Source organism: Mycobacterium ostraviense, from assembly GCF_002705925.1.
In the GTDB taxonomy this organism is placed as follows: Bacteria; Actinomycetota; Actinomycetes; order Mycobacteriales; family Mycobacteriaceae; genus Mycobacterium; species Mycobacterium ostraviense.
Window position 1 is genome coordinate 2,201,960 of record NZ_NKRE01000001.1, and the last position, 15,055, is coordinate 2,217,014.

Here is a 15,055-nt window from a genome sequence, read left to right on the forward strand (position 1 = left end):
GGTCACCGCTGTCGTCGGCGACGTGGTCACCGGCGTTGTCGGCGGCGTGGTGGGTGGAGTCGTCGGCGGCGTCGTGGGCGGCGTCGTCGGCAGGGTTGTCGGCGGCGTCGTCACTCCAGGTGACCAACCCGGCCAGGGCGGAATGATGACCGGAACCGGAAGCGGGATGGGTGCGGGCACGACACCGGGAGGCGCCGGGGCAGGTGCAACCGGCTCCCCGCCCGTCGCGGGCGGCGGCTGCTGCCGAGGAACCACCCCCTGGACGGCGGGGACGGTGCCTCCCTGGAAGCCTGCGGTGGGGTTGTCGGCAGGTGGCGGTGGGACCGGTGCCTGCTGTTCCGTCGGCAACAGTGGCATGAACTTGCCCGGCTGCGCGTTCTGGTAACCCTGGACCGGCTGCGACGCCGCGGTCGGCCGGATCGCGACCGCCACCGCCACCGCCAGCGAGGCGAATCCGATGATCATGAATGCCACCACGGCATTGCTGATCAGCAACGACCGGGAGTTGAGCCGCGGACGGCCCGCGGCGGCCGCCTCGTCGTCGCCATACTCGGCGTAATCGTCATAGTCGTCCGCATAGTCGTCCGCGTAGTCGTCATAGTCACCCGCTTCGGAGTACGCGAGCTGGGCGTCTGCTGTCTCACCCGCTGGCACCGCGGCCGGCGGCAGAAAAGTCGTCGCGTCCGCGGCCACGGCCGGCTGCGCCATCGTCGAACCCGACGCGCCCGCTGCCGCCCCGGCAACCAACGCCGCGCCGCGGGCCAGGGCGAACGTCGGATCGTCGGCAACCTGCACCCGCATCGTCGAGGCGGCCCGGATCTGGTCGGCCAGCACCGAGGTCTGCTCGGTAGAGCCACCCACCAGCAAAACCTCACCGGGAGCACCTGACTGCTTGTCGAGCCGGGCCATCAGCGTGTCGAATGTAGCCGTGGCATCACCCTCCACCGGCGCGGCAGCCAGCAGGGTCGGCGGCGCGTCGCCGGCACCCGCGACCGACAAGCTCGCCGTCTGGTCGCCGACCAGCAACACAGCCGAGTCCGAGCCCTGCGCGCCCAACAGCGCCGTGGCAGCCTCGGACTCCGATAACACCTCCACGTCGTGGACACCGGAATCGACCAAGGCCTGCCGCAGTTCGTCGGCCTTGCCGTGATCCGGCCAGCACAGCCGGGTGGCGACCAGCCGGTGGCCCTCGTCGGCCAGCAACCGGTCCGTGCCGGCCACCGTCTCGGTCAACACCGAGATCGGCTCTTCGGCCACATCGACCGAGGATTGGTCGATCACGGCGGCGCCCCCGGAGCCCGCCCCGACAAGCGCCAACCGCGCGACCGGACCCGCGACCGCGACCCCCAACACGACGTCCATTTACGGTCTCCTTCGGCTGGCGACCCCACGGCCAGCAATGTCCGGCATCATTAGACTGCGATACGGTCGGCAGTATTCATCTTTTCAGGCGACAAACGCAGCGTAACTGGATTCCCGAAGGGCTGGGTCACACCCGAAACCCCGCCACCTGCCGCGTCGTCCGAATGGAGGATACGTTCGCAATCCAACAACGCCGAGTGCCCGGCAGGGGGTTCCCTCGCCGCCGCGCCGACCCCGAGGCGCAACCGATCTCGATCCCAGGGAGGCATCGTGAGCCTGAGCAGCGACGACACGCCTACCGGCCCGATCATGGGTGCGCGGCCGCCGGCCCCGCCCGGGCAGGCCCGGGACTCGATACGAAGGTGGAATACCGCCCGGGACCTGACCGCCGGTGTGCTGGTGATCAGCGCGCTGTTCTTCCCATGGAATCTGTATTTCGGCTTCCGAATTCCGGGCAGCAGCAAAATTTTGTTCGGGGTACTGCTGCTGGTGACGCTGCTGTCGTTGACGGCGGCCGTCGTGCCGTATCTGGGTAAACCCGATCCTGGCCGGGCAGGCCGGATGCGTCTGGGCCTCAACATCCCGTATCTGCTGCTGGTGTTGGCGTTCGTCGTCTACGACGCGTTCCAAACAATCCGGTTCGGGGGCACCGTCAACGTGCCCGGCGGTGTCGGGCCGGGCGCCTGGCTGGGAACCGCCGGCGCGGTGCTCAGCGCGCAACCGTCGATCACCGGCGCGGTCGCCGACGACGACAAGCACCGCAACTGGCTGCTGGCCGCCCGAATCGTCGGCTATGCGTCGATGTTCGGCGCCGCCCTCAGCGCCGGTTTCAACCTTGTCTGGCGGGTGCGATATGCGTTGCATCCCGCGGGCGCCGCCTCCGGGTTCGGCAAGCAGAACATTGTGGTGATCGACACGGCGGTGGTCTACGGCATTGTCGCGCTCGTCGCGGTCCTGGTTGCCTCCCGGTGGATGCTGAAGGGCACCGAAGACTACCGACTGTCCACGATTGCGCTGGGAGCCTCGGCGCTGGTCGCCGGAGTCATCGTGTGGATCTTGCCGGCCGGCCGCGAAATCGACGCATTCCACGGCATCGCGCAGAACACCTCGACGGCCGGGGTCGGATACGAGGGGTTTCTCGCGTGGGCGGCCGGCGCCGCCATCTTCGCGCCGCTGACCTTGATGCGATCCCAGGGCGGCCGGCCGATAGCCAAGGCCGTCTGGCGTGCGGCGGCCCGAAACGGCTTGCTGCTCATCGCCGCGTGGTGCCTGGGTTCGGTGGTGATGAGGCTGACCGACCTCACCACGGCGGTGATGCTGGATTACCCCTACTCACGCTATGACACCATGACCCTGGCGGGCTTCGACCTGGTCACCGCGGTGCTCGCGATCTGGCTTCGGCTCAACCTGACAACCGGTGCGCTGCCCGGCCGGCTGATCTCGTCGCTGTCCGGATTCCTGTTCGCACTCAGCGTTTCTCGCGTCATCCTCGGCGTCGTCCTGGCGCCACGCTTTGCCAGCCCTCCCGGCGCCCCGGGCAACCCGGTCTATGGCAACAATCTGGCCCAGCAGATCAGCAGCGTCTTCGACGTGACGCTGTGCGGCCTGGCCCTGGGCATTCTCGCCGCCATCCTGATCGCCCGGCGGCAGCGCCCGCCGCGGCGAATGCGGCCACATCCGCGACGCCCCCGGTCCGATCGGCGCCGCACCCCACCGGACGGGCGGCCCGCGCTGCCGTCGGAAGCGGAGACGGCCCAGTTCCGGACATCGGACGCGGGCCATGACGCACCCACCATCGTCCTGTCCGGGCCGGGACCGTCCCCCCGGATCTTCCGGTCAGCCGAGACGACCGGGCCGGTGCGCCCGAAGATCTACCGTCCGCCGGGCGAATCGCGGTAATAGTCAGCGAAGGGCCGCGAACGCGAACTCACGCAGCCCCTCGCCCGGTGCCACGGCCGCACGGAAACCCAAAACCTCGGCGGCCCGGGTGGGGTCGGCGACGATGTGGCGCACATCGCCGCTGCGGTACTGCCCGGTGATGACCGGAGACATCGAATCGCCCCGGGCCTCGCACAACACGGTGGCCACCTCCAGGATCGAGATCGGCCGCCCCGAACAGACGTTGGCGGCGGTGAACCCGCCGCGGTCCGCCGCGGTCAGATCCGCGGCGGCCAGGTTGGCCGCGGCGACGTCGTCGACGTGGACGAAGTCACGCATCTGACCGCCGTCTTCGAAAACCCTTGGCGGCTCTTCCTTTTCCAGCGACGAGCGGAAGATCGCCGCCACCCCGGAATACGGGGTGTCGCGCGGCATGCCGGGACCGTAGACGTTGTGGTAGCGCAGGGCCACGACCGAGCCGCCCGTCGACTCCGACCACGCCAGCGCGTAGTGCTCCTGGGCCGCCTTGCTGGCCGCGTACAGGCTGCGCGGGCGCACCGCGGCGGATTCGTCCACCAGCCGCCACCTGACCGGATCCCCGCAGACCGGGCAGCGGTGCTCGAAGATACCGGCGTCCAGATCGGCCCGCCGCCGCGGCAGCGGGTCGACCAATCCGTGCCGGCCACAGTGGTAGCGGCCCTGCCCATAGACCACCATCGACGACGCCAGCACCAGGCGGCGTACCCCGGCGGCGAACATCTGGGCCAGCAGCACCGTGGTGGCCAGGTCGTTATGGGCGCCGTATTCGGGCGCGTCGGCGGCGTCTACCCCGGCACCCACCATCGCCGCCTGGTGACACACCAGGTCCACCCCGGCCAACAGCGGCGCCAGGGCATCGCCATCACGGACGTCCACTCGGTGACACCCCGGCGGTAACTGAGCGTCGGGCCCGTGCGCGGCCGGCAGCAGGGCGTCGACGCCGACCACCTCATGCCCGGCAGCGTTCAACGCGACGGCCACCCGGGATCCGATGAAACCGGCCGCACCGGTCAACAGCACCTTCACGGCAACTCGAACGGCAACGCGACACCGGCATGCAGCAGACACCGGGTGCAGGTGCGCTCCGCGGCGACCCGGCCGATCGCCGCCCGCACCAGCGCCTTGAGCATCTCGATGTTCTCTCCGAAGCTGGCGAACACGTCAGCCGCTTTCACACCCTCCCCGACATCGACACCCGCGTCGACATCGGTCACTAAAGCGATTGCCGCATAGCATAATTCGAGCTCACGAGCGAGGATGGCCTCCGGATAGCCGGTCATGTTGACCAGGTTGAACCCCGCGGCGGCAAACCACTGGCTTTCCGCGCGAGTGGAAAACCGCGGGCCCTGGATCACCACCAGCGTGCCGCCGTCGACCACATTGGGTAGCCCGGTGACCGCGCCGCGCAGCGTCGGACAGTACGGATCGGCAAAGGTGGCATGCACCCCGCCGGAGTCGAAGTAGGTATCGGCCCGGCCGCGGGTGCGATCGACCAACTGGTCGGGCACCACCACCGCGCCGGGCCCGAGCCGGGAAGTCAGGCTACCCACGGCGCACGGGGCGAACACCCGGCGCACCCCGAGGGCACGCAGCGCCCACATGTTGGCCCGGTAGGGCACGGTGTGCGCCGAGTACTGGTGGTGGAGGCCGTGCCGGGGCAGAAACGCGACGTCGTGGTCTCCGACGGTGCCGATGGTGATCGCGCCGCTGGGCCGACCGTAGGGGGTCTCCGGTTCGACGGTGCGCGCATCGGGACCGAAGAAGGTGTAGAAGCCGCTGCCGCCGATCACTCCGAGCATCCGCTCATTGTGGTCTATGCGTCGTGTATGCCCGGAAGTTGATCGCGGGTGCGGGACACCGGCAGGATGCCTTCGTGGCCAGTTTCACGCAGTGGATCGCCGGCGCTCGCCCGCGCACGCTGCCCAACGCGGTGGCGCCCGTCGTCGCGGGCACCGGCGCCGCAGCCTGGCTGCACGCTGCCGTGTGGTGGAAAGCGCTGCTGGCGCTGGTGGTCGCCGTTGCGCTGACCGTCGGTGTCAACTACGCCAACGACTATTCCGACGGCATCCGCGGTACCGACGACCAGCGCGCCGGCCCGGTGCGGCTGGTCGGCTCACGGTTGGCGGCCCCCCGTTCGGTGCTGACGGCGGCGCTGGTGAGCCTGACGGTCGCCGCGCTGGCCGGGTTGGTGCTGGCGCTGGTGAGCCAGCCGTGGCTGATCGCGGTCGGCGCCGCCTGCATCGCCGGGGCGTGGTTGTACACCGGCGGCGCGAAACCCTACGGCTACTCCGGTTTCGGCGAGGTCGCGGTGTTCGTGTTCTTCGGCCTGATCGCGGTGCTCGGCACCCAGTACACCCAGGCCTTACGGGTCGACTGGGTGGGGGTGGTGCTGGCCGTGGCGACGGGAGCGCTGTCGTCGTCGGTGCTGGTGGCCAACAACCTGCGCGACATCCCGACCGACACGGTGGCGAACAAGATCACCCTGGCAGTGCGTCTGGGCGATGCCCGCACCCGAGTCCTCTACCAGGGGCTGCTCGTCACGGCGGGGGCGCTGACGCTGCTGTTGACGATCGCGACGCCGTGGTGTGCCGTGGGTCTGGCGGCCACGCCGCTGGCCCTGCGTGCGGCAGCGCCGGTACGATCAGGCCGCCGCGGGCCCGCGCTGATCCCGGTGCTGCGTGATACCGGACTGGCGATGCTGGTGTGGGCGGTTGCGGTGGCCGCGGCGTTGGCGGTGGCCGCGTGAGCGTGCGCGCCGGGCCTGCCGGCATTCAGGCCGGGCATTTAGGGCGGGCGCTGTTGGCGCGGCGTGACCCTGGGCGCACACTCGACATGTGGATAACAGCTACCGAGGACGGGTATGACGGAGATCGCCACAGCCAGCGGGACCACGAGCGTCGGATTGCTCAGCGTCGGGGCGTACCGCCCCACGCGGGTGGTCACCAACGACGAGATTTGCCAGAACATCGACTCATCCGATGAATGGATCTACACCCGAACCGGGATCAAGACCCGCCGGTTCGCCGCCGCCGAGGAATCCGCCGCATCAATGGCGATCGAAGCCAGTAGGCAAGCGATCGCCGGTGCCGGCCTCGAGGGCAGCGACATCGACGGCGTGATCGTCGCCACCAGCACCCACTTTCTGCAGACCCCGGCATGTGCCCCGATCGTCGCCGCGGCGTTGGGCACCCAAGACGTTCCGGCATTCGACATCTCAGCCGGATGCGCCGGATTCGGATACGCGGTGGGTGTCGCGGCCGACATGATCCGGGGCGGCAGCGCCGGGACGGTGCTGGTGATCGGCACCGAGAAACTGTCACCCACGGTTGACATGCAGGACCGGAGCAACTGCTTCATCTTCGCCGACGGCGCCGCCGCGGTGGTGGTCGGGCAGACACCGACGCAAGGCATCGGACCGACCGTCTGGGGCAGTGACGGCGAACAGGCCACGGCGATACGGCAGGACATCGACTGGATCACCCACGCGGAGAACCCAACCGGACCACGCCCGTTCCTGCGCTTGGAAGGTACCGCCGTCTTTCGGTGGGCCGCATTCGAGATGGGCAAAGTCGGTCAGCGGGCGCTGGACGCGGCTGGGGTGAAACCCGACGAGATCGATGTGTTCATCCCGCATCAAGCCAATAGCCGGATCAACGAACTGCTCGCCAAGACCCTGCAACTGCGGCCGGATGCGGTGGTGGCCAACGACATCGAGCACACCGGGAACACCTCGGCGGCGTCCATACCGCTGGCGATGGCCGAACTGCTGGCGACCGGGACCGCCAAGCCGGGCGACCTGGCGTTGCTGATCGGTTACGGCGCCGGCCTCAGCTATGCCGCGCAAGTGGTCCGAATGCCTAAGGCGCCATAGTCATAGGGATAAGCGGGATTTCAGCTTTCGCCGGCCCGCTGGCCGGAGTTCGGATCGTCGGGATTCTCGCCCCGCAGCCGGGCCCGCAGCCGTTCGCGTTCGGCGCGCCTGCGCTCCCCCGCCACCGCCAGGGCGGCGGTGGCCCGCCGGCGCAGCGGAGTGAACATCCACATACCCAACGGCATCGCAATGGTCAGCCCGAACAGCGCGGCGACGACAACCGGGAATTCGGCGATGCCGGCCAGCCGCGCCACCCCGTAGATCGCCGCGGTGACCACGACCGCGAGCAGCAACCGGGCCGTAGCGTAGAGCGCCACGTCGACGACGCCGCGGTGCTCGGAGGTTTTCCCGGCGCTGTTGCCGTTAGGCGCTGCTGACACAGCCTGAGCCTACGGCGCGGGTATATTCGCTCACAGGAGGTGTCGAGTGCTTTACCTGCTCGTCGTTCTGGTATTGGGGACGCTGATCTACATCGGCTGGCGTGCGGCACGGTCGCAGACAACCCGGCCCAAGACTCGCGTTATCGGACCCGACGACGACCCAGAGTTCTTGCGCCGGTTGGGACAAGGCTGACTGCTGCCAGGCCGACCTAGATGAACGCCGGGTTGGTTCGCCGCTGATCGTTGGGAAACCCGTCGGCGACAACGGCGGCCAACTCCATCAACGCCTCGCGAGTCTCCCGCTTCAACCGCTCGAAGCGGATCTCGGCGCCCTCTTCGAGATGCGGGTCGAACGGCACCAGCCGCACGGCGCGGCACCGCCGCGCGAAGTGATCGACCACCTTCTGCATGTCGACCTTGCCGGACCGCGGCCGGACGGCGTTGATCACCGCGATCGATCCGCGTACCAGCTCGTCGTACCCGTGTGCATCCAGCCAGTCCAGCGTTGCCGAGGCGCTGCGGGCGCCATCGATGGATGCCGAGCTGACCACGATCAGCACGTCGGCCTTGGCCAACACCGCCGACATCGCCGAATGCAGCAACCCGGTGCCGCAGTCGGTGAGCACCAGGCCATAGAACCGCTCGAGGATCTCGAGGGTGCGAGCATAATCGTCGGCGCTGAACGCCTCCGACACCGCCGGATCGGTTTCCGACGCCAGCACTTCCAGCCTGCTGGGGCCCACCGAGGTGTAGCTGCGGACATCGCTGTAGCGCTCGATGCCGTCGGCGTCGCGCAGCAGATGGCGCACCGTGGCCGACGTCTCCACCGGCACCTTCTGGCTCAACGTTCCGCGGTCCGGGTTGGCGTCGACCGCCACCACCCGGTCACCGCGGATCGAGGCGAAGGTACCGCCCAGGGTGGCGGTGATGGTGGTCTTGCCGACGCCGCCCTTCAGTGACAGCAGCGCGATCCGATAGCAACCGCGCAACGGCCGGTTGACCGCAACCACCAGGTCGTTGTACCGGTTGACCCGCGGGCTTTCCCCCACGTTGATCAGCTTGCCGGACACCATGTAGAGCCAGCGGCGCCAACCCTCCGACGGCGGCGGTTTGACCTGCCGCAACAGCGTACTGGTGGACAGTTCCGGATACCGTGACGACGGCGGGCCCGCCGGCCGCTGCGCAGTCTCCGCCGGCGAGTCGGCCGGCTGGCCGCCCAAATATCCGTAGGGCTGCGCATCAGGAATCGGCGGCAACCCCTTGGCCGGCGTGGTGGCCGCCCACGCGAGCGGTTCGGCGCGGATCGGCGGCGGAGGCACGGCGTGTGTCTCCGATTCGGAGAAGCGTCGCCCGGTGCGGAACCCGGCGAAGGCCCGGGTCGGCGCCTCGCTGGATTCGCCGCCCATCTCGCCGGCCGGCAACTGTGTCGTCGGGCGATCCGGGTCTTGGCGTTCCTGTCCCAGTGGCGCCCCCACGCCCTCCGTCGGCTGGTCAGACACGTGCACATCCCCTCGTCGCGTTACTCGGTATTTGTACCCGCTGCCTGGTCACCCCACACCAGCATAGGAATGCAAACCGACGGTAACCAGGTTAACGAAGAACAGGTTGAAGACCATGGCCACGAACCCGGCGACGTTGACCCAGGCCGCCTTCCGGTCCCGCCAACCCGCGGTTGACCTGGCATGGAGGTAGGCCGCGTAGACCACCCACGCGACGAAGGACACCGTCTCCTTGGGGTCCCAGCCCCAGTAGCGGCCCCAGGCTTCCTCGGCCCAGATGGCGCCGAAGATGACGCCGAAGCCGAACACCGGGAAGGCGAAGATCGTGGTCCGGTAGGCGATCCGGTCCAGCGTCGAAGCATCGGGGAACCGCTGCACGAGACGCGCCAACGCCCCTTCGGTTTCGGGCTCACCCAGCCGCGAGGTCCGCAGTAAAAACAGGATGCTGGCGATGCCGGCGACCAGGAACACCCCCGAACCGAGACTGACCACCGAGACGTGAATGGGCAGCCAGTAGGACTGCAGTGCCGGCATCACCGGGGCGGCATTAGCGTACAGCCAGCGTCCGGACACCGTCAGCAGGATCAGCACCGGGACCAGCAGGAAGACCCACAGCGGCCGGTTCTGCGGGCGGCGCAGCATCACCGCGCCGGCGACCAGCCCGGACATGCAGGTCAGGTTGATGAACTCGTACATGTTTCCCCACGGCACCCGCATGGTGGCCAGGCCCCGCAGCACGATGCAGGCGCCCAGCAGCCCGATGCCGAGGTAGAGCACGGCCAGCCCGGCTCGCCCGACGCGTTCGTCGAACGGCCGCCGCGGACCGTCGGCCACGATGCCCGGGGTGGTGCTGTCGACGGCGACCGATCCGGCGGCCACCGCGACCGGTTCGAGTTTGCGGCCGCGGACGTAGGCCAGCTCGAAGGCCAGCAGCAGCAACGCCACCACCAGGGCCACCACGGCTGAGGTGAACGCCCAGTCGGAGTAGCGGGCCAGGCCGATGTTGATGTGCGCGGTGTTCATCTGACGTGCACCTGAGGGCTCCTTCGGGATGCTGCGGGCATCGGGGCCGCCGATTCGCCGAACCCGGCCAGCAATCGCTCGGTCAGCCGCTCGAACTCGTCACCCCAGCCGGAGTTGTCGGTCCGTGCCAGGCCGCCCAGCTCGACGTTCACCGTACCGGGGGTATCGGTGGCCGGCGTAAGCCGGACCCAGACCCGGCGCCGGCGCACCAGCAGCGATACCAGCAGCCCGGCCATCATCGTGACGGCGAACACCAGCACCCAGGTTTGGCCGGGGTCGTGCGAGACCTGCAGGTTGACGAAGGGCACGGCGCCGTCGAAGCGGACGGTGGTGCCGTCTTGATCGAGGCGCACCTGTTCGCCGGCGCGCAGGTTGACCCGCTTTTCCTTGGTGAGCCGGCCCTGTTCGATCAGCCGGGGATCCAGGCTGAACAGCGACTGCGGTCGCCCGATGTCCAGCCCGGTGTCGCCGCGGTAGATGTCGATGGCCACCGCGGGGGCGTCCAGCGCCGGGAAACGCGACGACAACAGGGTGCCGTCGAGCTGCTCGGTCGGTGCCAGCAGGCCCTGGATCGCGATTTGGTGCCGACGGCGTTCTTCGGCGGTGGGATAGCTGCCGGCCGGCGGGTCGATGCGCACCACCCCCGACGACAGCAGGGTCTGCGGGTTGTCGGGTCGCCATTGCACGGTCGACGTGCGGGTCTGGCCGTCGGGGAAGGTCACGGTGAAGCTGGGCGCGTAGCCGTGGCCCTGCAGATACACCCGGTCCCCGCCGACCCGCAGCGGATGGTTGACCTCCAGCCGGTAGGGCCGCCAGGTGTTGGCCGACGGGTCGTGGCTGCCCGGGTCGGCCTGGTAGTCGATGTCGGCGGCAAACGAGGTGGCCTGCCCGGACGGCAGGTAGTGGGCCGCGAAGTCGTTGACCCGGATGCAGATCGGGTGCAGCGACGTGCCGTCGACGGTGTTGCCGGCGCGGAACGAGTCGAACGCCGCCGGCGAGGCCGAGCAGAAGCCGGGACCGCCGTCGGCGATGACGATGACGTTGCCCTCGTAGCCGAAGAGTTTGCCGACGGCCACCGCGACCAGCAGACCCAGCAACGAGAAATGGAAGACGATGTTGCCGAATTCGCGCAGGTAGCCCTTCTCGGCGGCGACCTCGTAGCTGCCGTCTGTGTGCCGGACGATTCGGCGCCAGCCGCGCAGCCTCGCCGCGATCGTGCTGGCCAGCGTGTCCAGGTCGGCGGAGTCGGTGAGCCGGGCCTGGATGCTGGTGTGCTTGGGCAACCGGGCCAGGTTGCGCGGTGCGGCGACCGGGGTGGCGCGCAAGCTGCGGGCGTGCTCGATCATCCGCGGGGTCAGGCAGCCCACCAGGGACACGAACAGCAGCACGTAGATGGCGGTGAACCAGAAGCTGGAGAACACGTCGAAAGCCTGCAGCTCGTTTAGCCACGGGCCGATCGCGGGGTGGGTGCGCAGGTAGTCGTCGACCTTGCCGGCGTTGAGGCTGCGCTGCGGCAGCAGCGCTCCCGGTATCGCCCCCAGCGCGAGCAGAAACAGCAGCACCAGCGCGGTGCCCATCGACGTCAACGACCGCCAGGTGTTGCGCGCTTTGCCCGCGAGCAGACGCAGAATCGCACCAAACCGCTTGGTTTGGTGCGATTCTGCGTCTGCTCGCGCCGCTGCTCGTGCCGTCAAATCGGCAGCCTCACGTCGGACACCACCGCGTCACGCAGCCAGGCGACCACGTCGTTCCAGACGCCGGTGACCAGCGCCAACCCGACGGCGATCAGCAGTACGCCGCCGAAGACCTGAATGGCCCTGGTGTGCCGGCGCAGCCAGCCCAGGCCCGCGACCGCCCCCGCCGAACCGAACGCCAGCAACACGAACGGGATGCCCAGCCCCAGGCAGTAGGCGATCACCAGCACGATCCCGCGCGCCACGCTGGCGCCGTCGGTGGCCGAGGCGACGGTGATCACCCCGGTCAGCGTCGGCCCCAGGCACGGCGTCCACCCGAGCGCGAACACCGCGCCGAGCAGCGGTGCCCCGGCCGCCGTCGTCAACAGCCGCGGGCTGAACTTGACCTGACGCTGCAGGGCCGGGATCAGGCCCACGAACACCAACCCCATCACCACGGTCAGCACCCCGCCGGCCCGCTGCAGCAGCACCTGGTTGCTGATCAGCGTGGTCGTCATGCCCAGCACCGCGACCGTGCCCAGGACGAACACCGTGGTGAACCCGGCGACGAACAGCGCCGCCGACCCCGCAACCCGCCACCGGGCCGCGGGCTGCGTCCGTGGCTCCTCGTTGACGCCGACCACGCCCGCCAGATAGGACAGGTAGCCCGGCACCAACGGCACCACACAGGGGGAAGCGAACGAGACCAGCCCGGCCAGCATGCACACGCCCAGCGCCAGCAGCAGCGGGCCGGCGGCGGCGATCTCGGTGAAACCCGTCATTGCCGTCCCCGCGGGCTCACCGGTTCCTCGGCCGCTACCCGCTGCACCACCGGCTGCAGATCCTCGGCCAGCAACTCGCGCAGGAACACCGCCGCGACCCGATGCTGGCGATCGAGCACCAGCGTGGACGGAATGACGGTGGTGGGGTATTTGCCGCCGAACGCGATCAGGGTGCGCATCGCCGGGTCGTAGATGGACGGGAACGTGACGTGCCGGTCGTTGACGAAATCCAGTGCGGCGTCGCGACTGTTGTCGCGCACGTCGAGGCCGAGGAAGGACACCCCGGATCCGTGGGTGGCGTCGTACACCCGCTGCAGTTGGCTGACCTCGGCCCGGCAGGGTCCGCACCACTGGCCCCAGACGTTGACGACGACGACCTGCCCGGCGAAATCGTCGAGGGACAGCGTGCGCGCCGGGTCGCGCAGGTCCGGCCCGGACAGCGGCCCCGGACGGCCGCGGCTGGCCGGCGGGTCGTAGAAGATGTCGGTCTTGCCGCCGGGGGAGACGAATTCGAAGGTGCCGCCCTGGGCGACGGCATCGCGCCCGGAACAGCCGGTCAGCACGGCTGCCACCACCAGAGCAAGAGCGAGCCGGCGCATGCTCAGCAGCCTGCCGGTTCGGAGTACACCACGTCGACCAGGCGGTCGCCGTCATAGACCAGGGAGGTCACCGACGCCAGCGAGCATTCGCGGCGCCGCGGGTCGTGCCACAGCCGCCTACCGGTCACGTGCAGCCGCAGCGTCCACACCGGCAGTTGGTGGCTGACGCACACCACCTCGTGGCCGGCGGCGCGCGCCCGCGCCTTGTCCACCGCGGTCGACATCCGTTGGGCGATCTGGGTGTACGGCTCGCCCCACGACGGCGTGAACGGGTTACGCAGCTGCCACCACACCCGCAGGTCGCGCCACTGGCCGTCTCCGAGGCCGACACGCCGGCCCTCGAAGAAGTTCGCCGATTCGATCAGGTCATGGTCGGTGTCCACCGGCAGCTCGTGACGGGCGGCGATGGGCGCGGCGGTCTCCTGAGCGCGTTGCAGCGGCGAGGCGATCACCGCGACGACGTCGCGGCCCGCCAGGAAGTCGGCGACCGCGACCGCCTGCGCTCGGCCGGCATCCGACAGCTGGAAGCCGGGCAACCGGCCGTAGAGCACCCCGCTGGGGTTGTGCACCTCGCCGTGGCGCACCACGTGCACCCGGGTTTCTTCGGCCATCAGGCTCTGTCCTCTCGGGCGGCGTGGGAGGCCCGGCGGGCCGCAATAGGCAGCGCGTCGGCGATCCGCTCGAACGCGGCGTCGTCGAGGGCGGCCGAGACGAACCACGCCTCGAACGCACTGCACGGCGGGTAGACGCCTGCGTCCAGCAGGGCGTGAAAGAACGGGGCATAACGCCACGTCTGGCTGGCTCGTGCCGACGCGAAGTCGGTGACCGGCCGGTCGGTGAAGAACACGCTGAGCATGTTGCCGGCCCGGGGAATCTGGTGCGGCACCCCGGCGTCCGTCAGCGCCTCGGTCAGCAGCGCTGCCAATCGGTCGGCATTGGCGTCCAGCGCCGCGTACACCGCGTGGTCGGCCGCCCGCAGTGTGGCCAGCCCGGCCGCCATCGCGACCGGGTTGCCCGACAACGTGCCGGCTTGATACACCGGGCCCAGTGGCGCCAGCCGTTCCATCACCTCGGCCCGGCCGCCGAACGCGGCGGCGGGCAGCCCGCCGCTCATCACCTTGCCGAAGGTGAACAGGTCGGCGGCCACCGGATCCAGGCCGTACCAGCCACTTCGGCTGACCCGAAATCCCGTCATCACCTCGTCGACGATCAGCAGCGCGCCGTGTTCGGCGGTGATCGAGCGCAGCGCGGCGTTGTAGCCGGGCTTGGGCGGGACGACGCCCATATTGCCCGGGCTGGCCTCGGTGATCACCGCGGCGATCTGCTCGCCGTAACGGGCAAAGCTCTCCCGGACGGCGTCGACGTCGTTGTAGGGCAACACGATGGTGTCGGCCGCGGCGGCGCCGGTGACCCCCGGCGAGGACGGCAGGCCGAGGGTGGCCACGCCCGAGCCCGCGTCGGCCAGCAGCGCGTCGACGTGGCCGTGGTAGCAGCCGGCGAACTTGATGACCTTGGCCCGGCCGGTGTACCCGCGCGCCAGCCGGACCGCGCTCATGGTGGCCTCGGTGCCGGAATTCACCAGCCGGATCCGCTCGACGGGCGCCACCCGCCCGAGGATCTCGGCGGCCAGCTCGGTCTCAGCCGGTGTCGGCGCCCCGAACGACAGGCCGTTGGCGGCGGCCTTGGCGACGGCGTCGACGACGGCCGGGTGGGCATGACCGAGGATCATCGGCCCCCACGAGCAGACCAGGTCGACGTAGCGGTTGCCGTCGGCGTCGGTGAGCCGGCAGCCGTGCGCTTCGGTGATGAACCGCGGGGTGCCACCGACGGCCGTGAACGCGCGCACCGGGGAGTTCACCCCGCCGGGGATGACCGTGCAGGCGTCGGCGAACAGCTGCGCGGAGACGTGCGTCCGCGCGGTCGCCTGGTCTGTGCTGCCCATGACGACT

Annotated in this window: 15 protein-coding genes; 4 read left to right on the plus strand and 11 right to left on the minus strand. The window is 69.6% G+C overall.

Annotated features, from left to right (window positions below; genetic code table 11):
• Positions 1 to 1,362 (minus strand): DUF7159 family protein (locus CDN38_RS10025; RefSeq protein ID WP_099318927.1); only part of this gene is annotated, 1,362 nt, incomplete at its 3' end.
• Positions 1,363 to 1,671: 309 nt separating this feature from the next.
• Here CDN38_RS10025 and CDN38_RS10030 point away from each other — a divergent pair.
• The gene (locus CDN38_RS10030) at positions 1,672 to 3,261 is read left to right on the plus strand and encodes a DUF7937 domain-containing protein (protein WP_408633067.1); all 1,590 of its coding nucleotides are present in this window, start codon (positions 1,672 to 1,674) and stop codon (positions 3,259 to 3,261) included.
• A gap of 3 nt (positions 3,262 to 3,264) precedes the next feature.
• Here the strand turns inward: CDN38_RS10030 and CDN38_RS10035 are convergent, their stop codons facing one another.
• The gene (locus tag CDN38_RS10035; protein ID WP_075513220.1) at positions 3,265 to 4,305 is read right to left on the minus strand and encodes an NAD-dependent epimerase/dehydratase family protein; all 1,041 of its coding nucleotides are present in this window, start codon (positions 4,303 to 4,305) and stop codon (positions 3,265 to 3,267) included.
• A complete protein-coding gene (locus tag CDN38_RS10040) occupies positions 4,302 to 5,078 on the minus strand; it encodes an S-methyl-5'-thioadenosine phosphorylase (protein WP_201258309.1) in 777 nt (258 codons plus the stop codon). The genes CDN38_RS10035 and CDN38_RS10040 overlap by 4 nt, the downstream gene beginning before the upstream one ends.
• Positions 5,079 to 5,152: 74 nt before the next feature.
• Between CDN38_RS10040 and CDN38_RS10045 the strand changes: the two genes are divergently transcribed.
• Both CDN38_RS10045 and CDN38_RS10050 read left to right on the plus strand, forming a co-directional pair.
• Positions 5,153 to 6,025, plus strand: a complete 873-nt coding sequence (locus CDN38_RS10045) for a 1,4-dihydroxy-2-naphthoate polyprenyltransferase (protein ID WP_075513307.1) — start codon at positions 5,153 to 5,155, stop codon at positions 6,023 to 6,025.
• 114 nt (positions 6,026 to 6,139) lie between these two features.
• Positions 6,140 to 7,150, plus strand: a complete 1,011-nt coding sequence (locus CDN38_RS10050; RefSeq protein ID WP_075513222.1) for a beta-ketoacyl-ACP synthase III — start codon at positions 6,140 to 6,142, stop codon at positions 7,148 to 7,150.
• 20 nt (positions 7,151 to 7,170) lie between these two features.
• On the opposite strand, the gene CDN38_RS10055 is transcribed toward CDN38_RS10050, so the two are convergent.
• Positions 7,171 to 7,530 (minus strand): DUF4229 domain-containing protein, encoded by a 360-nt coding sequence (locus CDN38_RS10055; protein WP_099318928.1) that lies wholly within the window; start codon positions 7,528 to 7,530, stop codon positions 7,171 to 7,173.
• A 46-nt stretch (positions 7,531 to 7,576) separates the two neighbouring features.
• On the opposite strand from CDN38_RS10055, the gene CDN38_RS10060 reads away from it, so the two are divergent.
• A complete protein-coding gene (locus CDN38_RS10060; protein ID WP_099318929.1) occupies positions 7,577 to 7,723 on the plus strand; it encodes a hypothetical protein in 147 nt (48 codons plus the stop codon).
• A 16-nt stretch (positions 7,724 to 7,739) separates the two neighbouring features.
• Here CDN38_RS10060 and CDN38_RS10065 read toward each other — a convergent pair whose 3' ends face one another.
• The 7 genes from CDN38_RS10065 to hemL form a co-directional block, all read right to left on the minus strand.
• Positions 7,740 to 9,029 (minus strand): MinD/ParA family ATP-binding protein, encoded by a 1,290-nt coding sequence (locus CDN38_RS10065; protein WP_082277399.1) that lies wholly within the window; start codon positions 9,027 to 9,029, stop codon positions 7,740 to 7,742.
• 48 nt (positions 9,030 to 9,077) lie between these two features.
• Positions 9,078 to 10,052 carry a c-type cytochrome biogenesis protein CcsB gene (gene ccsB, locus CDN38_RS10070; RefSeq protein ID WP_075513225.1) on the minus strand — a complete coding sequence of 325 codons (975 nt, stop codon included), beginning with the start codon at positions 10,050 to 10,052 and terminating at the stop codon, positions 9,078 to 9,080.
• Positions 10,049 to 11,629 (minus strand): cytochrome c biogenesis protein ResB, encoded by a 1,581-nt coding sequence (locus tag CDN38_RS10075; protein WP_075513308.1) that lies wholly within the window; start codon positions 11,627 to 11,629, stop codon positions 10,049 to 10,051. The genes ccsB and CDN38_RS10075 overlap by 4 nt, the downstream gene beginning before the upstream one ends.
• Positions 11,630 to 11,742: 113 nt before the next feature.
• On the minus strand, positions 11,743 to 12,507 hold the full coding sequence (locus CDN38_RS10080) for a cytochrome c biogenesis CcdA family protein (protein WP_075513226.1): 765 nt from the start codon (positions 12,505 to 12,507) through the stop codon (positions 11,743 to 11,745).
• The gene (locus CDN38_RS10085) at positions 12,504 to 13,106 is read right to left on the minus strand and encodes a TlpA disulfide reductase family protein (protein WP_075513227.1); all 603 of its coding nucleotides are present in this window, start codon (positions 13,104 to 13,106) and stop codon (positions 12,504 to 12,506) included. The genes CDN38_RS10080 and CDN38_RS10085 overlap by 4 nt, the downstream gene beginning before the upstream one ends.
• 2 nt (positions 13,107 to 13,108) lie before the next feature.
• Positions 13,109 to 13,717 carry a histidine phosphatase family protein gene (locus CDN38_RS10090; protein ID WP_075513228.1) on the minus strand — a complete coding sequence of 203 codons (609 nt, stop codon included), beginning with the start codon at positions 13,715 to 13,717 and terminating at the stop codon, positions 13,109 to 13,111.
• Positions 13,717 to 15,048, minus strand: coding sequence for a glutamate-1-semialdehyde 2,1-aminomutase (hemL, locus tag CDN38_RS10095; protein ID WP_075513229.1), 1,332 nt, complete (start codon positions 15,046 to 15,048; stop codon positions 13,717 to 13,719). The genes CDN38_RS10090 and hemL overlap by 1 nt, the downstream gene beginning before the upstream one ends.
• Positions 15,049 to 15,055: the final 7 nt, after the last annotated feature.